The organism is Streptomyces sp. NPDC059371, assembly GCF_042751995.1.
Lineage (GTDB): Bacteria > Actinomycetota > Actinomycetes > Streptomycetales > Streptomycetaceae > Streptomyces.
Map to the genome: position 1 here is coordinate 1 of NZ_JBHYXD010000101.1, position 18,630 is coordinate 18,630.

The window sequence follows — 18,630 nt, forward strand, 5'->3', positions numbered from 1 at the left end:
GGTCACGCCTACGACGAAGCAGTCGCTTTCCCACAGGCCTCAGCAGACCTCAAGGCAGCGGCGGCTTGACGCTTATCGGCGTGGGATGTCTTGTCAGCGCGCACCCGATGGGGACGGCCGCGCGGCCGACCAGGCCCGATGCGGGGCACGCGGACCTTCTCCAGCACGGGTTCGAACTGCGGCGAGTCCCCGCGCTGCCCCGCCGTGACCACGATCGACATGGGCTTTTGGCCCTGCTCGACGGCCAGGTGCAGCTTGGTGGTGAACCCGCCACGCGAGCGTCCCAGCCCGTGATCACCGGGCTCGATGAACACGCCACCCGGTGCTCCTTCTGCAGATCACCCTGCTTGCGAGCCCCAGCTGCATGCTGATGGGCGCGGCACACCGTCGAGTCGACGCTCAGGTCCCACGTAATCGCACCCTTCGCGTCGGCCAGCGACTGAAGCCGGATGAGGACCCTGTGCCATGTGCCCTCCCGCTGCCATCGGCGGAGGGGCACTCCTGCAGACGCTGTCACAGTAGTGGAGAAGGGGTGACGTCCAAGTCGTCGCCAGCCGACTGGCCGTGCAGGGCCGACAATTGGCTGGGCTTCTGGTGTGGCCCTGGGGGCGTTGCACTGTGTCTCCATGATCCGCCGACAGATCACGGAGACACAGCGACTGAACTCAGTCCCAACCTACCGAAGGTGCCGACTCGCCACCATCCCTCGTGTGACCACACACCGCCCCCGTCAGCCAACATCCCGTCCACTTTCGCTTCGGGCCTTCGCTTGGGGCGGATCAGGCGCACGAGGTGCACGAGTTCCGCGCGCTCGTCGATCAGGTTGATCAGCATGCCGGCCTCACTCGCCGCCAGCGGGTCGACTTCCGTCGCTTCCAGTTCGTGGAGAGGCCTGTACGAGCGTCCCAAGGCGCCCTCGAGCGCCCCTGTCCGAACTCCATGCACGTGCTCTCTGCGGAGTCGGGGGTCATGCGGCTCGGCCAGCAGGCCAGTCAGTTTGACTGGGCGCGGCGTCATGGTGGGCTCCGGTCCTGGGCGCTGGGTTTCTCTGTCAGTTGGTGCGTGGCCGCACTCGTACCACGATGCGGGAGGGCAGGCGAGGGAGGGCGGGCGAGGGCGGGCGGGCGAGGGCGGGCTTGTCGCACTCTTCGCCGAGGACGGCGATGAGATCGTCCTTGACGTGCTGTGAGTCGCGGAAGCGGACGTCCGCGCGGGCTTTGACGAGGCGGCGCACCCGGATGCGGGCCTTGGCGACTCCGGGTAGGCGCATGGCGGCGTCGCGCAGGAGGGCGGCGGCGGCGTCGCGGTTCAGAGATGCTCGCAGTTCGGGTGCGGGAGATCGCAGGGGCAGCCAGTGCCGCAGGCCGGGGGTGATGGCCAGGACGATCAGCCAGACACCGATGGCGGCTACGGCGGCTCCCGTGAGCATCCACACGTCGTCTGAGTGGCGGGTGGCAAGTTCATTGGCCAGGTGTCGTCGCCAGGCAGCCGCAGGACGTCCCGCCCGGACGGCGACGACGTTCACCAGGGCCGCGCCCGCCGCTATGAGTGCGATCGCGGCGACCAGCGCTGCCGGGCGGCGCGCGGACCACGGGGCCGATGTGCCCGGTGCCCGCCGCTGTGCTCACCGGCCGTCAGATCCGGCGGGGGCGAATCCTGTTCGGGCACGCCTGGCTCCTGGAGTTCCTTCGTCGGCGGCACGGCGGCGCGTTCGCGTACGGCTCCGAGAGCGCGGGCCATCCCCGCTCCCAGGCTATAGATGCCCGGTACCTCGCGCGCGGCCATGCCCGCGATCTTGAACACCACGCCGTCCGCGATGGTGGTCTTCCCCCGTGTTTCGGCCGGGGCGGCCCCGGTGCGGCCCTTGAAGCGGGCTGACGCCTGTTTCGGGCCGATTGTCTCCGCCAGCGCTGGTGATGTTGTCTGCCATGGTGATCGCCTCGATCGGTGTAGGACACGTGCGTCGCGCCCGTCGAAAGCTGGATGTCACGCCCCGGCGGCGGACTAGGGGTCGGACTTGCCGTCCGGGGCCGCGACGCCATCTCTAGCTCCGTTCTCCGGGAGCCAGGTGCGAACGCAGCCGCGGCTGCCCTGTTGTAGTGCTTGCCGTTCCGGCGCGCCTGTGTTCCCGGGCGCGCGTTTTCGCGTCGTCTTCGCAGCCACCGAGGCCGGAAAACTCGGAGTCAGGATTCCCATGGCCGCCGTGGGCAGTGCCCGGAGCCGCGGTGCTGTCGCAGGGCAGCGAGACGCCTTCGGCGCTATCGCTGAGGGTTCGCTGCCGACTCTGGTCCGGCCGGTTGACGACCTGCTGCCAGCCTGGGTCTTCATCCCAGGCGATGTTGTAGTGCTCATAGAGTCGGTGCTCCTCGTCCACCGTGAGGAAGCCTCCGGCGTCGACATCGACGTGGGGAGCGTCCCTGACAGTGGTCTTGGCATAGGGAAGCTCGAGATGGTCCTCCACGATCGTGGCCCCATGCAGGGGAACGAGGGACTCGCGGGTGCCGAAGTGCCCAGTCTTGACGCTGACCCACTCGGGCTCGCCGGTGGCATCGTCGAGGAAGACATGCCGGGCATCGCCGATCTTGCTTCCGCCGACGTCGTACACCGGGTGGTCCAGCACGGCGGCAATCCGCCCTTGCGTGATCATCCTGACCTCCTGCCTCGTGGTCTTGTTCCGCGTAACCCGCCACAACAGCAAGAAAACGTTGTTATGCGAACTAGTTGCCTTTATCGGGTGTCTGGCCGGTGTGCGGTTAGGTCGGTGCGACAAGCGGGGCGATAACAGTCGCCTTGGGTGAACCGGCCCTCCAACACCCGCCCGGCACCTGCGCCTGCCGTCCGATGGCCACCGCGGGGGCAGGCTTCGCGCTGAGGGCAGGCAGGCTACTGCGGACCGGTGACCTGACGGCGTGGTGAAGCTCGGGACGAGGGCCGGTCTCCTATCGTGACCGCCATGGCTCCCCGGCCTGTCAGGGCCCTGAAGACTCTGCCTCTCTCCAGGGCCCTGCTCCGTCTGCAGAGATGACGTTGGGAGCGGCGTTCGCGGCGGGACCTGTCAGTACGACAGGGAGACGCAGCAAAGGTCACCAAGAACATCGTCTTTCACGAAGCGTCCGCCGACGTCGCGTCTTCGCCGCCCCTTTTCTTCGACGACAGGATCCACAATGGTCGAAGCGCATGACCCGAGGTCTGTCCGTGACATCTTTATCGTCTCTAACAATGTGGATGAGATCGGGGGCGTCAATAGCTGGGTACATCAGATGGCCCGTCTTTTCTCGGAGCAAGGCCATGCTGTTCATGTGATCGGTGTCGTTCCCGCTCCCGAAGATCAACGCGCCGACCGGGGTGAAAGCCTGCCGTACGTTACTGCCACGCTCTACGACGTCCACCCACCTACTCGTGTGGCTCAGCGAGGGCTGGCTGGCAGGCTGGATGTGGGCGAACGGCGGCGCCGCGCGGAACGGGACGCAGGCATGCGTGAGCAGTCTGCCAAGCTCACCGCATTGTTCCGCAGGGCGCGGCCTGGGGCCGTGATCATCGTGACGCAGGTCTGGGCCATGGAGTGGGTGGCGCTGTCCGACACGTGCGGCTTCCCGGTCATCGGCATGAGTCACGAGTCATTCGAGACCTGTCGCAAATCCTCCCGCTTCGCCCGGGTCAAGCGGTTCTACGCGGAAGTGGACCGGATGCTGGCTCTCACCCGCGAGGACGCTGACCTGTGGATCGGGGAAGGTATGAACAATGTGGGTTGCATGCCGAACCCACTTCCGTTCTTTCCCGAGGCCCCCTCCGAACGGACCGCGAGGCGTGTGGTCAGCATCGGTCGGCTCCACGAGGAGAAGGGAGTGGATCTTCTTCTTGATTCCTGGGCCGAGATCGCCCCGGACCACCCTTCCTGGACGCTGGCGATCTACGGCGTGGGACCTGAGGAAGAATCACTGAAGAAGCAGGCAGCAGATCTTGGAATTGCTGACTCGGTGGAGTGGAAGGGTCTCACCAGGGATGTGCTCGGGGCGCTGCAAGGAAGCTCGGTCTTTGCACTTCCATCGCGGGGGGAAGGTTTTCCCCTGGCGCTTATGGAGGCCATGGCGACGGCCGTGCCGTGCGTAGCTTTCGACGTGAGTCCAGGAGTACGGGAGATCATCACCGACAGTGAGAGTGGGCTGATTGCACCGGAAGGGAACACACGCGTTTTTGCGCGACATCTGGACAGGATGATCTGCGATCAGGACCTGCGAAACCGCATGGGTGAACAGGCTCGCATGGATATTCAGCGCTTCTCCCCGGGCGAGGTAGTGAGCCGTTGGGAGAGTCTCTTCTCACTGTTGTACCGCTAGCGGATCCACTCGTCGGTGCCGTGGGGCGGGCCGGCAGTCCATCGTGCTCAAGATTCGACGCACCAGAAGCTGATCCTGCCCTGTGCCTCCAGCAAGGGAGCCGGGTCTGGCGTCCCGGCCTGTGGAAGGTGGTCCCCGGGCGGTTCCCTCCGCGAGGCAATTCGGCGCTGCCCTTCACCGGCGTCGTCGCCGGGTTCACTCTCACCCGGCCGACGCTGTCCCAACTCCCGGTCGGGGTCCCCCAGGGGCTGCATTCCCGGCCTGGTGTTGTTCGGCTCGATCCATTGTGCGCGCCCGTGGCCTCTGCCATCGGGCTGCGCCCGACCGGAGGATCGAGTGATTGGCCAACGCGAGCACTTTCTACGCTCTTGGCGGTGCTTGCGTCACCGAAAGTGTTCTGCTGGCGGGCCGTGGACCCCGCTGCTCGGTGAGCGCCGGGGCCGGCGCCTGCGGGTCGTCAGGCGGCGATGTGTCCCCAACGCGGACTGGTAGCGGGGTGAGGCCCGACCGTCATACCGGTCGTGGCGTCACGCTCTGCGGGCCGTACGGGTGATGCCGAGGCCGGCGGTGTTCGGGGCGAGTCGGGCGGCGTGGGCCTCTCGCCCACCGCCGCCCGGTCCGGCGCCAACTCCACGGCACCGAGGGCGCGGCGGCGGGTGAGCGCCTCTGCCGCGATCAGGATCAGTGCGAGTGTCCCTGCCAAGGCGGGCCAGTAGACGTAGCGGTAGTTGGCCTGCGGGGCGGTTGGCAGGTAGCACGCGATGTAGAGCACGGAGCTCAGTCCGAGCAGTCGCAGTTCCCTGGACCAGGGGCCCGGCCAATGTCGACGGAGCGTCAGTACCAGAGCGACAGCCAGCCAGAACCATGCCTGGAAGAGCCACGGAATATCATGGGCGAAGCCCTTCACGTAGGACCCCATGATGGCGTCGAGTGCCGGATCTACCTTGACGTTCTTCGGTGTGCCGTCGAACGTGCCGCTGGCGTAGCGCAGATTGCCCTCGAAGAGCAGTCGGTCGAAGGTCCGGGAGCGGTACTTCACGTAACCGGCGGCATGGTGTGGCATCTGTTGAACCCACATCTTCACCAGCACGTCCGCCTGATCAGCTGTGAAGTGCGGACCGATGCTGTCCCGGTATCCGGGACTGTGTGGGTAGCACGTGAAGTATGCGTCCCACAGGATCTTCCTTTTCCGGCAGTTTTGCGCGGTGTGCTCGAGGTTGTTTTGGAACGAGGGGGTGGCACCGGCCTGTTCGGCGGCGGACCGAACCTCTCGGGGAGTGAGAACGTGGGTCACGTCGTCCAGCGGAATCTGCGCGTATTGACGGGTGGCCATGGGGTGGGTGACCGAGGAGACCACCACGCTGCCGACCACGGCAATCGCCAGCAGGGAACCGCCGGCGATCAGCCACCGGCGTCTGCCGGGAGCTGGCCAGAGGGCGAACACGAGCATCGGAAGGAGGGGCAGGACGGCCGGGAAGGCATTCTTGCGGACCAAGATGGCGTAGGCCAGGAAGAGCAAGCCCAGCGCCAGCAGGGCCCAGCGTGCCTGGCCGTGTCCCGCCGGCAACTCACGCGCGAAGAGCGCGATGGCGCATACGGCGAGCAGGGCATAGGCCATGTGGACGTCTTTCCACACGACCCCGGTGAAGTTGGCAATGTGCGGTGCGAGGCCGAACGCGATCATCAACAGCGACAAGGGGCGGCTTCCTGTCCGCTTCCACAGTGCGACGGCTAGCACCCACAAAGTTCCCCAGAGCACGGCAGTCTGAAGTGCCGCCATCGTCGAAAGTGATCCAGTGGCGTGGATGAGGGCGCGCCAGAGCAGTGCCATGACCGGCGGATGCCAGTCGGTCACCGGCCGTGCGCCCTCTGCCTGGAGAAGCTGTTCGACGCTATCGGCGGTGAGGAAGCCCGGGTGGAAGACGGTGGAGACGACGAAACCGCAGACCGCGGCCATCCCAGCCAAGCACCCAGGCCAGAGCCTGCCGCCGCGCCACGCTCCGGTACAACGGCGAATCGATCCGGGTACGTCGGAGGAGGTTTCTCGACGCGAAGTGAAGACAAGTCCTCGGTAGACGGTGAAGCGGACCCAAGTCGCCACAGCCCATCCGGCCAGCCGCGCCACGTTGTCGCTCAAGGCCGAGGAAGGGCCGAACAATTCGTGAGACACGTACACGGGTGCGGCGGTAATGGCGAGGCCCACCAGATTGACCCCGACGAACCAGGCCACCTCGCGCGCATCGACCGGCCCCTTGCGGTCGCGGTAGGTCCAATATCGGTTTCCGAACCAACTGACCAGCATGGCCAGCAAAGTAGCGACGACCGAGGCGCTGACCGGGAAGGCGTGCAGCGGACCCTCACCCGGTGGGCCGAAAGCGAGAAGGTTGAAACTCGCCGTCTCCACCACGAAGGCGAGCGCGCCCACAGTGCCGAAGGCCGCGACCTCTCGCCAGACGGTCCGCATCCACGCGGGTGAACGTCGAAACCAAGCCGTCGGCTGCAGCATGACGCTGAAGGTAACGTACGGCGCAAAAGCTACCAAATCTAACTGCCGCTCATAAGAGAGCACATTGACCGGCAGCAGGGAACACAGAGGCCGAGGAAGTCCCGATGAACCCCACCGTTGCGTGCGTCGTTCCCTGTTACAACGAGGAAGCAGCCGTCGGCAAAGTCGTGCGCGACCTGCGCGCGGCCCTTCCCGAGGCGATCATCTATGTCTATGACAATGCCTCCACCGACAACACCGTCACTGAGGCCCGTGCGGCCGGCGCCGTCGTGCGACACGAGCCCCGCAAGGGCAAAGGCAACGTCATCCGCCGCGCCTTCGCCGACATCGAGGCCGACGCGCTCCTCATCATCGACGGCGACGACACCTACGACGCCTCCCGGGCCCGCGAGATGGTCGACCTGCTCTTCAAAGGCCCATACGACCAGGTCGTCGGAGCCCGCCGTGAGAGCGTCGACACCGCCTACCGCCCAGGGCATGCGGCCGGCAACAAGATGCTCACCGGCGCCGTCCGCTTCCTCTTCGGCAACGACGTCAGCGACATGCTCAGCGGCTATCGGGTCTTCTCACGCCGTTACATCAAGTCCTTCCCCGCCCTGTCCCGCGAGTTCGAGACCGAGACAGAGATGACGGTCCACGCGCTCAGCCTGCGACTTCCCACGGCTGAATTGGAGGTCGGCTTCAAGGACCGACCTGCGGGCAGCGTCAGCAAGCTCCGCACCTATCGCGACGGTTGGCGCATCCTGAAGCTCATCCTGGGGCTGGCACGCAGGCAGCGCCCCTCCCAGTTCCACGCTGTCATCGCCGGCGTCTTCACCATCGTCGCTCTCGCCCTTGGCCTGCCCGTGGTGGTCGAGTTCGCCCACACCGGCACCGTGCCGCGACTGCCCACCGCCGTCCTTGCCTCGGCGATCATGATTATCGCCGTGCTCGTGCTGCTCGTCGGCTACATCCTGGAGTCGTTCAAACACATGCGCCAGGAACAAGCCAGCCTGGCCCACCTCGGGTACTCTGCCCCCTCCCGAGGCGTGGAGTTGGCGCCAGTGAGTCTCGTGAACGCACCATCCGATCGGTCTGCCCGTCCCTGAACACTGCGGGCGTCTGCAAGGCGGCCCCTGAGTGCCGTGCGGCAGGGGTTCCGGGGGTGCCGCAGCCTCGACCGCCCGGGGGGCCGGGGGCGGAGGCTGGGCCGGATAGAGGCCGCGGACGGTGTCGCTCGCCGGGTGGTGGGTGCCGGGGCCGGGCCGGAACACGAGTTCGCCCGGACCTCCCGCTGCACCGCCGAACAAGTGGTCACCCTTCACCCGCCGGGCATCCCCGAGGTCCTGCCCCGCGAACGGCTGACGGAGCCTGTGCCGTCCTGGCCACGGGTGTCGCGGCCGGAATGTTCCTGCCCGATGCCGCCGACCCGCACGTCAAAACGGTGCGGGTCGTCGCCGAGGGCCGACCTGTCCTCGCGGCCTCCGGCCGATGAGCCGTGCTGTTCTCGTGGCCCCTTTGGATGGATGTCGCGTCGTACGCGCTGTCTTCAGGCTTCTGGGCGGCCGTCGCGGTTCTCGAAATCGCGCCGGACCCCGGCCCCGTCATCGTCCACCAACGCTGCCTGGTCCGGCAGTTCAAGCACACGGGAGCAGTGCTCGCACAGCATCGTCCCACTCTCGGACGGGACGGCCGGCCTGCTCCCACACGCCTTGCACACGCCCACGCGTCGGCTCTGGCCGGGGGTCTGTCGTTCTTCCATCGGTCAACTCCAGGTCGTTCATGCGATCGCATACGTATGGACAGGGTGAAATCCGGATCGAGTCGTGGAATCCGGGATCAGGGGTGAAGAAGCGTCTTGACCCAGGCGGTTGGGCGGCCCGTGAGGTGAAAGCGGTCCAGACGACTGGGCACCAGACGGAACCCCCGCTGCCGCTCGACCCGAATGCCTAGGCCTACCCAGGAAGCCGGACCCGGCTGAAATCGCGGCGGCCGCGACGGGCGAGGAGCTGGCGCACGTTGTGCGAACGGATGCGTCCTGTTGGTGCACACGGGCGCCGGGCGGCGAACTGCACTGCGCACAACGGCCGACGCGCATGATGGCAGGCGGCGGACTTGACGTACCAAAGGGCCCGATCCAGTCAGGACTCGGGCCCTTCGAGCCGCGCACGCGGCTCACAACTGGGCTCCGCGGCTACCGGGCCGAGCCCGTCAGCCGGGCCAGGTGCCGGTCAGGTGGCGTGTGGTGGTGGCGCCGGCACGGTCGACGGCAGCTTTGACTGCCGCGAAGATGGCGCCCTGGAGGGTGGCGGCCAGGAGGATTTCGCCCCAGTCGCGATCCTCATCGGTGGCATCGGGTGCGTCTTTGTCGTGGCTGAGCACCTTCCATGCCTGCTTGAAGACGGCCCCGGCGATCATGCCAGTGATGGCTCCCAGAGCGAGCCCGACGGGCTTGTAGGCAATCTTCGAGGCTTTCATCGGTTCAGCCCTTCCTGCGGCGACTTGCCAGCCAGATCACGGTGATGCCCGCGGCGGCGACCAACAACACCGTCCGGTGGTCCCGCGCCATCTGCGCGGACCGAGCCGTCTTCTGCCGCAGGGGTTCGGGTGCCTTCTCCTCCCACATCCGACCGACCCGAGTTGTCGTGGCGCGGACCGGCCCGGTCGCCTGGGCAGCCTTATCCTTGACCGAGTCGGGCAGCTTGTCCTGGACCTGAGAGGCGGACTTCGCGGCCTGAGCCTTGAGCTCGCTGGCCTTGAGGGCTGCCTGCTCCCTCAGTGCGCTGGCCTTCTGCTGGAAGCGGGCTTTAACGTCGGTCTTGTCCGCGAGGGCCTGGACGGTCTGCCCGAGATCGCGGCGGGTGTGCTCGATCTGTTCACGAAGCTGGTCGGGGCTGGGGGCGCTCTGCCGGTCGGCTGGCGTCTGGGTCATCGGTGTGCGCTCCTCTTGATCTCGGCCACATCGGCCTTAACGTTCTCGATCGTGCTCTGCGGCGTCGGAGGGGCGGCCTTGCCGATCTGCTTCTTCCCGCTCAAGGCCAGGACGACGGCAATCACACCAAGCACGGCGGTGACGATGAGGGCCGCGGCCCACACCGGCAGCACCAGGGCTACGGCCGCGATCACGGCGGCGACCGATGCCTGCAGCATCAGGAAGCCGACCAGGGAGGCACCGCCGAAGAGCCCGCCGCTCTTGCCGTAGCGCTTGCCCTTCTCCGTCATCTCCGCCTGCGCCAGCTTCATCTCGCCGCGCACCAGATCGGTCAGCTGCTGCGAGGCCTGCTGCACCAGCTCGCCCACCGGCTCGTGCCCCACGCCGTTCGTCAGCCGGGACGATCCGGTGCCTTGCGGTTGTGTACTCGACACGTGATCATCCCTACTCTGTTTTGTCCTTGTCGGCCGGATCGTGCTCACTGGCCCCGGCCGTCCGATGAATGCCCGAGTACCCCGAACATCGCAGTTCAGGAGAAACGGTCTGCATCAAAACAACGGATGCCCTCGGGGTCGGTGCGTGGTTACTGCCACCAATTCCGCGCAGGCGGGACATGCGCAAGGTGAGCCGGGCCTGCCCACGCCAACCACAACACCGACGGCGACACGCACGGGGTACTGGGCTCCCGACTGAACCCTTCCGACAGCCAACAGGATGGCGGGCACCGCCCAGCCGGCGCCGGACAGTGGCCGGCGGGGGTGACGGCGGTGGCGGCCGCTGTGTGGACGGAGGGGAAGGAGGGGGACTTGGGCCGCTACGCAGCCTCATCGTGGTCGATCCAGTCCTCGGGCGCGCGAGGCCCACCACCCAGCACACGCCGTTGGACACCATCCGTACCAAGGCGAATGCTGCAAGCCCTGGGAGGGACCGTCCGTCCGCGCCGACCGCCGAACACGGACATCACGACCGCCGCACTTCACAACAGATTGGTGCTCTCAGCCGCCGCCGACAGCCTGCCAATGACAGAGGATGCGGGAGTTGGCGTGTTGCGCCAGATGCCGATCCGCTTCGCCCAATTCCGTTGTCAGTCTCATGGGTTGCAGGTATCCACAGATGAATCGTTGCATACGGGCCAGGCGTCTGGTCTGTCAGTCTTCGCCTGCATCAAGGCGGCTTAGGTCTTCCTCATCCCATTTCTGGGTGTCGCGGGGCTGGGTGTAGGGCTCGTCCTCGGGCGGCATGCCGCCGGCGATGGCCCGCTGGCGTACCGCCTCCGCGTCGAACTCCAGGCCCAAAAGGATGGCCAGGTTGCTGATCCACAGCCACACCAGGAAGACCACAACTCCGGCCATCGTGCCGTAGGTCTTGTTGTACGAGGCGAAGTTGGCCACGTAGAACGCGAATCCGGCGGAGGCGAGCAACCAGATCACCAGGGCCAGGAAACTGCCCGGAGTGATCCACTTGAAGCCCTTCACCTTCGCGTTCGGGCTCGCCCAGTACAGGATCGCGATCATGATGGTGACCAGCACTACCAGAACGGGCCACTTGGCGATCGACCACACCGTCAGCGCGGTGTTCCCGATCCCGAGCGCCGTGCCAACCTGGCGGGCCACACCACCGGTGAACACCACGATCAGCGCACTGACCACCGCCAGCACCATCAGGACGACCGTCACACCGAGGCGTACCGGAAGGATCTTCCACACCGGTCGGCCTTCCGGCATGTCGTAGATGGCGTTCGCGGCGCGGATGAACGCCGCGACGTACCCGGAGGCCGACCACACTGCCACCACCAGGCCGACGATCGCCACGATGGAGCCGATGCCGGCATTGCCCTGCAACTGCTCCACGGCGTGGGTGATGATGTCGCGGGCCGAGCCGGGGGTGAGCTGCTGGAGGTTGTCCAGGACCTTGTCCGTCGTCGATCTGCCGGCGATGCCCAGCAGGGAGACCAGGACCAGCAGGGCCGGGAACAGGGCAAGCACGCTGTAGTACGTGAGCGCGGCCGCCCGGTCTGCCAGCTCGTCCTTCTTGAACTCGCGCAGACTTCCGGTGAATACCTTCCCCCAAGCCCGCCGGGGCAGCTGCGTCGGCGCATCCGGCGCCCGCTCCTCCACCTCGGGCCCGGGCCCAGCCTCTTCAGGCGTCGGCACATCAGCGGCACCTTTTTGCTCTTTTTGACTTGAAAGACTGAATTTTGCCATGGTCGCCGAGTACCCCGACTCACGGCGTTGAGCAACGATCCGGGGATGGATACATGCGGGGTATCACCGCTTGCGGACGGCGCCTCGTCCGCTGCCCGAACACGGTCAGGTGTTGCCTCTACCGTTCATACGCCCTAGTAGTGCTTCGTTAGGATCTGGTTCTGCTGGTTTTGAGCGGGCGGCCGCAGGTGGTGCAGGTGCCGGTCCAGCACCTCAGCAGGTCTTGGAGTGTGTCGAGGGTCTGGTAGAGGCTCGGGCCGTTTCCTCGACTTTGGGTCGAGCCTGCGGAGGGATCCACCGCAATGACGTAGGACCAGCCGCGTTCCTCCAGAGCGATCCGGAACCAGACGCTGCGGCCGTAGTCGGCATCGGCCACGATCACCGGCACGGCCAGACCGTGTGCGGCCAGCCGGTCCAGCAAGCCCAGCGCCAGACGCGTCTTGGACACGTGGCCGACCCCGTCGGGCACCTGGGCCCGCCGGCGCCTTTGGTGATCCGACGCCCATTCCTCGGGCAGGAACAGTTCCCACTCCAACGGACATGAGGCGGTATCGGTGGCTGCGTGCACGCTGACCGCGACCTGGCAGTTCGCCCGCTTGCCCAGCGCCCCGCAGTACTGGCGGACCACTCCCGCTGACGCAGTCCCGCACTTGGGGAACGACACGTCGTCGACCACCCACACCTCAGGGCTGATGACCCCGCACAACCGCTCGGCGATCCGCCGACGAACCGGCCTCCAATCCCACGGCGACTGGTTCACGAACTGCTGCAGGGCTTGCATGTTCCCGTCCGGCAACCGCTCGGCCATCGGCTGGATCGACTTCCGGCGGCCGTCCAGCATCAGACCCCGCAGATAACACTCACCCCCACCGCCGCTGGTCTTTCCGCGGCACCGAGGCGAACACGTCCGCCACGAACATCGCCAACGCCGCCCGTAAACGGCTCACTTCATACGCGTCCACACACCCGTCATGCTCCTGATCAGCACCAACGGAAAGACCAAACGAAGCCCTACTAGGGCTCTTGTCATCCTCGACCAGCCAGTTCCCGGTGAGGCTTGCAGGCACGGCCGCTCTGACTGAGGAGACCTCGTCAACCTTCGGCCCAAGGCGGAAGCGAGGTGAACCAGGGGGGAAGCCGCTCTGCGAGCGGCGCCTCGGGGTGCTTGCATAGAGTGACAAGCGGGTCAGCGCTTCGGGCAAGCGTTCCAATCTCAGCGGGACGGGAGTCGCGCGAGTCCGCTCATGTCGGTGCTACCCCCAGCGCCTGTCGTCACTCCTGCTGTGCGGAAGGCGGGTATACGGCTGGTTCGGGCCGGATGAGAGATGGAGGATGAAGTGGACTGGGGACAGTTCGGGCAGCAGCTAGCGGCGATGGCACAGGACCTGTTGGCTCAGGATTCGTTCGACGCCACACTCCAACGGATCACGGCATCGGCCACGGAACTGGTCGAGGGCTGCGACGCGGCAGGCATCCTCGTGCTGCACGACCATCAGGTGGAAACCCTTGCACCCACCGACAGACTCGTCATCGACAGTGATCGGCTCCAGGCGGAGTTGGCGCAAGGGCCGTGCTTCGACACAGCACACAGCGCGCAGGGGGAAAGGGTCTTCCGCATCACCGACCTCACCGAAGAGAAGCCGCGCTGGCCGCTCTTTGCTCCACGAGCCTACGAGCTGGGCGTAGGGAGCATGATGGGATTCCTGCTGTTCACCGACGCCGAGGAGTTCGGGGCGCTGAACTTCTACTCCCGAAAAACCGGCTCATTCACCACGGATAGTGAACAGGCCGGGTTACTGCTTGCCTCCCACGCGGCTATCGCTTTCTCAAGCGCCCGTACGCACGTCCAGATGGAGCACGCCGTAGCCACCCGGCACGTCATCGGTGAGGCCATGAGAATCCTCATGGGCCGCCACAACCTCACCGAAGAACAAGCGTTCGACGTGCTGCGCCGCTACTCTCAGGAGACCAACATCAAGCTTCGCGAGGTTGCCCGACTAGTTTGCGAAAAGGGCGGCATCCCGTGACCTCCGACTGGTCGAGCACTGCCCTCGGCCAACCGGCAGGAGACATCCGGCTCCGGGCCGGGAGGAGCCCGCGCGATGCGGTTAGGCCGTGGGCAGAGCCTCAGCAGTGGGGTGAGCCTGCCAGGTTTCTATAAAACTGCCGAGCATCGTTGACACCGGGGTCTCCGATCACTACGGAGATCTGCAAGTCGAAGTCCAACCCACCTCGCCGCTTGACCGTGAGGCCAAGCGCCGCCTGGCTGTCATACGCCGCATTGAAGAGGTCAGCGGAAACGTCGCGAGGTCCTGCCGGTATTTCGGCATCTCGCGGCACGCTACTACACCTGGTACCGCCGCTACGGGTTAATCCTGCGCTCGACCTCGTTGCCGCGCTCACGTTTCGCGCCGTCCAAACTGGTGGGCCGACCACCCTTGCTACCGCCTGTGGGGAGACTGCTCGACACTACGTCGCGCAACGGATCCGATGCATCCGCGCGGCCTTCCCAGCGAGAAGAAGTGTCGGCTTCGCGCACTCCTGGAAGTCCCGCTGGATCTCCACGAAAGGGACGCTTCATGGTCAATGTTGAACGCACGTTCACTCTGCACCACCCCCTACCGGATGTCGTGGCCTACCTGGCCGACTTCTCGCACGCGCAGGAATGGGACCCGGGCACGGTAAGTTGCCGTCCGGTCAAAGCTGGCGACCCCGTCGCCAAGGGTGCCGAATGGCTCAATGTCTCGATGTTCCGTGGACGACGTACCGAACTCCGCTACCAACTGGTCCGGCGCGAAGAGCAGCGCCTAATCTTCGTCGGACGCAATCGCACCGCCACCTCCACGGACGACATAGCCTTCCGCGAGAAGGACGGCGCGACCCTTCTCACCTACCGGGCTCGTATCGACTTCCACGGCCTCGCCCGGCTGGCCTCCCCGTTCCTGCGCAGGGAGTTCGAGCGCCTGGGAGACGAGGTAGCCCACCGGATGCCGCAGGCGGTGGACCGTCACTTCAGCTTCGGCGGGGGCTCAATAGACTGATCCAGCAACTGCGAGAAGAATGCGAAACCGCTCGGCGGCCACATCGCAGCCACCAGTCAGCGCTGAGACGCAAGACCCGGAGCTGTGCGCTCCTCCCTTTCCTGATCGCCCCCACGACCTTGCCCGTGTCTGGCGTCCGACCTAACCGCTTCATCAGGTCGTGGCCACGTCCGTGAGGCACAACCACGATGGCACCCGTCCCTCCAGGCCATCCGGGGACGGCCACCGCTGCTCACGCCAATCCAGGCAGCTCAGTTCCTGACCGCCAACGACGCCGTCCGTGGCCTACGCGGTGGAGCGCGTGCCTTCCACACGCGTCGAACAGCTCGCGCCCAGAGGCTGGTTGCTGGCGCACGTCCCCAGCGCCGCCCATCACGACCCGGCCCGCCGCCGATTGGAGAGGTTGTCAATGACGAACCAGATCTCCCCGTCCGGGTTGGCGTCCTCTAGCAGTTGCAGGAACCGCTGGTAGAAGACGCTGTCGCGGAAGGACGCGGTCATCGTGAGGGCCTGGCGCCGTCGGCCGGCCGCAGACCGCCGTAGACCACCTCTTCTCCGGTCCGCGGCTGTAGTCGAGTTCCGCTTTGATCCGATGCCCGTCGGGTGACCAGCGGGTGCGGGCGGGAAGGTCCGCGGGATCACCGGCCCGGGACCGGAGTTTGCGGGGCGTGGTGTCGCCCACGGGTAGAACGGCACCACTCTTCGAGTCCGGCAGTCGCTGGGAAGGGGCAAGGCCGTTTCGGGCGAAGCTACCTTTGAGGGGAGGACTGAGGCAGAGATGGTGGGGTGTCTTCGCGGTGGAGTGCTGGTTAGGCATCACGGGGTGACGCTTACCGCAACGGCCGTTCGGATCCGTGACCGTTGGGCAGGTCCGTACGCTCTCACTCCTCTGCCCTGCTGGCGTGGCGAGGTTCCTTGTCCGCTGACGATGATGAGCAGCGGCGGCCCGGACCGACTCCACCCCTCGAAGTCCCGGGCCACCCCTCGATGCCCAATGGCACTACTGGTCCGCGGGGGACGGCTCTGGCACACGATGCAGCGGGCGGTGCCCGCGGCCAGGGGAGGTCGTACCGGCCGGGGATAGACAAAACGACCGTCCCGCCTATCACGAGATACCGCGCCAGGTCGGGCCCGCCCCTCTCATGCGTCACCACGGGACGAAAGGCGGATCCCCATTGCGCACGGCGTCTTGCCGTAAGTGACCCTGACTTGTCTGGTCGGCGGGGGAACTCGTAACCTCAAGGACGGTCCGGCCCTGACACCGCTCTGGCAGGGTCGGACTCCTCAGTGAGGCCACTGCGGCAGAAGCCTCGCAGACACAGAGGGTGCGCGGTGACGTCGGGCGCGGCACGTGCGGTTGTGCGCCCAGGCCGGACGTGCCGGTCGACGGCCGCCGGGTCGTCGTCCACCTTCGAGTATGGCGGCTGGTCTGTCCGGTCCTGGGCTGCCGATGGCAGACCTTCCGCGAGCAGATTCCCGGACTGCTGGACCGCCGTCAGCGTCGCACGGTGCGGCTTGCCTGGCAGATATCTCAGGCGGCGCGGAAGTTATGCGGTCGGTCGACCGCACGCCTCGCCGGCCTGCTGGCCATGCCCGTTTCACGAGGTACCGCTCTGCGTGATCTGCGACGCCTGCCGCTGCCGCAGCAGGCGGTCCCAGGTTGCGCCCGGCGTCACAGTCACACTTTTGGAACGAGAGGCCGATGCGCCACCCAACGGACGGCCCATCCACAGGTCTTGACAATTACTCGGGGATCTCAGCCATGGCCGGGCGGAGACGCGAACAACATGGGAACGCGTGTGGGGTTGGCGGAAGTAGCCGCCCTGGACCGGGAACTGGCCGAGCAGACAGTCGAGCAGGCCCGTGTGCAAGTGAGCCTTCCATAGGCGCCGCCCCTATGCCGAGCGGGGCAGGGCCTTCGACAGACCCTTGTGATCGAGTAGCCTCATATCCCGTCGGAGTGCTCGCCAAGGAGAACCTCGGGCGGGGTGGAGTTTGAGTGGCAGGTTCCGGACCGCAGCGATCGTTTCCAACATTTGCGCCTCGTTTCCGCTGTCGACAGCTGCACCTGGGAATCAAGGAGCTGACGAACCTCTTCCCAACAGCCTGATCATGCTCGCCCGTTGGAGCCCACCAACGGCGATCAGCGGATCCGACCGACCTCTCTGAGCGCCGACTTCGCCCATGCCACGCAGACGCCGAGGACTTTCATGAGCAGCCAGCCGTCGCATTCTTTGAGCGTCACAACAACTACCGTGACAGCGTTGTGGTTCACGGGGAAGCGCCCGGCAGCAATCGCTTCGGGCGGCGACCACACCCGGACCGTCAATCAGGGCGGGGACGCGGCCAAGCCGACGTCGCTGGTCACCCAGCTCCGTGAGGTCGTTCCGGCCCTGAAGCTGCCTCAGGCAGGATGCCGAGAAGGTCGACACTCTGGATCGTGAGGGTACCGAGCCGAGGCGGGGGCAGCGGATCTGGCGGTCGATCGTGCGTATCCTCGCCCCCTCGGCCACCTCTGCAATCGCGGCGGGTGCCGAGCACGTTACATACGCGGCGATCACTGCGGGCACAGAGCTGCTCAGCTATCTCGGCATCAACTCCTCCTTACCTGCTGATGCGCCTCCTGTACGCGGCTGCTGCACCGCCGAGCTGCGGTACCACGCTGGCCGGTGGGGGGCGGTGGGCAGCGGGGCGTGGACGATGGCGCTTTTGTTCGCCTCGGGGATCAGGCCGTACGCCAGGACACACGACGCGTCGATCCGGCCCCGCGAGTCCGGGTCGTGAGCTGCCAGGTCGACGAACGCGCCACGCAGCCGCACCTTGTCCCGCACCTTGACCTGGGCGACCGGGTAGGCCCGTTGGAGCTTGTTCTGCTTCGCCCGTACGGGCTGGATCGACAGCATCAGCACGTCCATTGGGATCGTGCCGTCGTCCTGGAGCTTCTCCCAGGACGTCTAGATGGCCACGCCGCACATGTCGCGGACGACGTTCCACTCGACGTAGACGATCGCCACACCGGTCCGAGGAGACAGGCCGCGGTGGACCACTCCGCCGACGACATGGCCGCCGAGACGTCGTCGGTGATCCATACGTGGCCGTCGGCGCCGAGGAACCAACCGATGACGCTGGCAACGTCGCGGCCGCCGCCGGACGGGTCGATCGATACGGCGATCTTCTGCGGCGCCACGACCGTGGACGTGTCGCGGATGAGGCCCAGCAGGTCCCGGGAGACGAGCGCGCCCTCGGCGCGCGGCGGGCAGCGGGTCGTCCTGGGCCACGGAATGCCAGTCACCGACGGAGGAGGTCTACTTGACGTCGGGGTTCACCTCCGCCACAGATTCGGCTGATTCCCCGCGCAGCGAGCGCCGCGGTTGCGGCCGACGACCGCGGAGTCGGCCATCGATCTGCCCCGCACTACGCGCAAACCCATTCGATCACCCAGTCGAAGGTTAAGGCTGGGGCGTTCCAGTCGTCGGGACGTAGACAGGCGGCAGGAGTGTCTAGATGCCTTGAATCGCGGCGTCGAGCTGGGGCCGCAGTATTTGCATGCCCACCGCAGACACGCACTTCCCGCATCCACCCCGTTCGACAACGCCGATGAGCACTGCGCTGGCGTGAACCTCGCTCCCCG

16 protein-coding genes and 2 pseudogenes are annotated in these 18,630 nt (G+C 66.4%); 4 read left to right on the top strand and 14 right to left on the bottom strand.

Annotated elements, in window-relative coordinates; translation table 11 throughout:
* Positions 1-8 precede the first annotated feature (8 nt).
* The 5 genes and pseudogenes from ACFXGX_RS35580 to ACFXGX_RS35600 all read right to left on the bottom strand — a co-directional run bounded on the left by ACFXGX_RS35580 (position 9) and on the right by ACFXGX_RS35600 (position 2,647).
* Positions 9-314, bottom strand: coding sequence for a transposase (locus ACFXGX_RS35580; protein ID WP_384800014.1), 306 nt, complete (start codon positions 312-314; stop codon positions 9-11).
* Between the two features lie 328 nt (positions 315-642).
* Positions 643-834 (bottom strand): hypothetical protein, encoded by a 192-nt coding sequence (locus tag ACFXGX_RS35585; protein WP_384800017.1) that lies wholly within the window; start codon positions 832-834, stop codon positions 643-645.
* Positions 835-1,051: 217 nt separating this feature from the next.
* Positions 1,052-1,429 carry a DUF6286 domain-containing protein gene (locus tag ACFXGX_RS35590; protein ID WP_384800020.1) on the bottom strand — a complete coding sequence of 126 codons (378 nt, stop codon included), beginning with the start codon at positions 1,427-1,429 and terminating at the stop codon, positions 1,052-1,054.
* 278 nt (positions 1,430-1,707) lie between these two features.
* Positions 1,708-1,930: pseudogene (locus ACFXGX_RS35595) on the bottom strand (Asp23/Gls24 family envelope stress response protein); the annotation flags it as partial.
* A 114-nt stretch (positions 1,931-2,044) separates the two neighbouring features.
* Complete coding sequence (locus ACFXGX_RS35600) at positions 2,045-2,647, bottom strand: PRC-barrel domain-containing protein (RefSeq protein ID WP_384800023.1); 603 nt, start codon at positions 2,645-2,647, stop codon at positions 2,045-2,047.
* 517 nt (positions 2,648-3,164) lie between these two features.
* Between ACFXGX_RS35600 and ACFXGX_RS35605 the strand changes: the two genes are divergently transcribed.
* On the top strand, positions 3,165-4,337 hold the full coding sequence (locus ACFXGX_RS35605; RefSeq protein WP_384800026.1) for a glycosyltransferase: 1,173 nt from the start codon (positions 3,165-3,167) through the stop codon (positions 4,335-4,337).
* Between the two features lie 457 nt (positions 4,338-4,794).
* Here ACFXGX_RS35605 and ACFXGX_RS35610 read toward each other — a convergent pair whose 3' ends face one another.
* The gene (locus tag ACFXGX_RS35610) at positions 4,795-6,843 is read right to left on the bottom strand and encodes a GtrA family protein (protein WP_384800029.1); all 2,049 of its coding nucleotides are present in this window, start codon (positions 6,841-6,843) and stop codon (positions 4,795-4,797) included.
* Between the two features lie 104 nt (positions 6,844-6,947).
* On the opposite strand from ACFXGX_RS35610, the gene ACFXGX_RS35615 reads away from it, so the two are divergent.
* On the top strand, positions 6,948-7,931 hold the full coding sequence (locus ACFXGX_RS35615) for a glycosyltransferase family 2 protein (protein ID WP_384800032.1): 984 nt from the start codon (positions 6,948-6,950) through the stop codon (positions 7,929-7,931).
* A gap of 1,102 nt (positions 7,932-9,033) precedes the next feature.
* On the opposite strand, the gene ACFXGX_RS35620 is transcribed toward ACFXGX_RS35615, so the two are convergent.
* The 5 genes and pseudogenes from ACFXGX_RS35620 to ACFXGX_RS35640 form a co-directional block, all read right to left on the bottom strand.
* On the bottom strand, positions 9,034-9,300 hold the full coding sequence (locus tag ACFXGX_RS35620; RefSeq protein ID WP_384800035.1) for a DUF4235 domain-containing protein: 267 nt from the start codon (positions 9,298-9,300) through the stop codon (positions 9,034-9,036).
* 4 nt (positions 9,301-9,304) lie between these two features.
* On the bottom strand, positions 9,305-9,754 hold the full coding sequence (locus ACFXGX_RS35625) for a DUF3618 domain-containing protein (protein ID WP_384800039.1): 450 nt from the start codon (positions 9,752-9,754) through the stop codon (positions 9,305-9,307).
* The gene (locus ACFXGX_RS35630; protein ID WP_384800042.1) at positions 9,751-10,122 is read right to left on the bottom strand and encodes a phage holin family protein; all 372 of its coding nucleotides are present in this window, start codon (positions 10,120-10,122) and stop codon (positions 9,751-9,753) included. Before ACFXGX_RS35630 ends, ACFXGX_RS35625 begins: the two co-directional genes overlap by 4 nt.
* A 780-nt stretch (positions 10,123-10,902) precedes the next feature.
* Complete coding sequence (locus ACFXGX_RS35635; RefSeq protein WP_384800045.1) at positions 10,903-11,958, bottom strand: YihY/virulence factor BrkB family protein; 1,056 nt, start codon at positions 11,956-11,958, stop codon at positions 10,903-10,905.
* 295 nt (positions 11,959-12,253) lie between these two features.
* A pseudogene (locus tag ACFXGX_RS35640) lies at positions 12,254-12,920 on the bottom strand (IS701 family transposase); the annotation flags it as partial.
* A 363-nt stretch (positions 12,921-13,283) separates the two neighbouring features.
* Between ACFXGX_RS35640 and ACFXGX_RS35645 the strand changes: the two are divergent.
* The gene (locus tag ACFXGX_RS35645; protein WP_384800048.1) at positions 13,284-13,985 is read left to right on the top strand and encodes a GAF and ANTAR domain-containing protein; all 702 of its coding nucleotides are present in this window, start codon (positions 13,284-13,286) and stop codon (positions 13,983-13,985) included.
* Positions 13,986-14,537: 552 nt separating this feature from the next.
* The gene (locus tag ACFXGX_RS35650) at positions 14,538-14,999 is read left to right on the top strand and encodes an SRPBCC family protein (protein WP_384800051.1); all 462 of its coding nucleotides are present in this window, start codon (positions 14,538-14,540) and stop codon (positions 14,997-14,999) included.
* Between the two features lie 372 nt (positions 15,000-15,371).
* On the opposite strand, the gene ACFXGX_RS35655 is transcribed toward ACFXGX_RS35650, so the two are convergent.
* The 3 genes from ACFXGX_RS35655 to ACFXGX_RS35665 all read right to left on the bottom strand — a co-directional run bounded on the left by ACFXGX_RS35655 (position 15,372) and on the right by ACFXGX_RS35665 (position 18,088).
* Complete coding sequence (locus ACFXGX_RS35655; protein WP_384800054.1) at positions 15,372-15,500, bottom strand: hypothetical protein; 129 nt, start codon at positions 15,498-15,500, stop codon at positions 15,372-15,374.
* Positions 15,501-17,581: 2,081 nt separating this feature from the next.
* Positions 17,582-17,914, bottom strand: a complete 333-nt coding sequence (locus ACFXGX_RS35660; protein ID WP_384800056.1) for a hypothetical protein — start codon at positions 17,912-17,914, stop codon at positions 17,582-17,584.
* A 39-nt stretch (positions 17,915-17,953) separates the two neighbouring features.
* Positions 17,954-18,088 carry a hypothetical protein gene (locus ACFXGX_RS35665; protein ID WP_384800059.1) on the bottom strand — a complete coding sequence of 45 codons (135 nt, stop codon included), beginning with the start codon at positions 18,086-18,088 and terminating at the stop codon, positions 17,954-17,956.
* Positions 18,089-18,630: the final 542 nt, after the last annotated feature.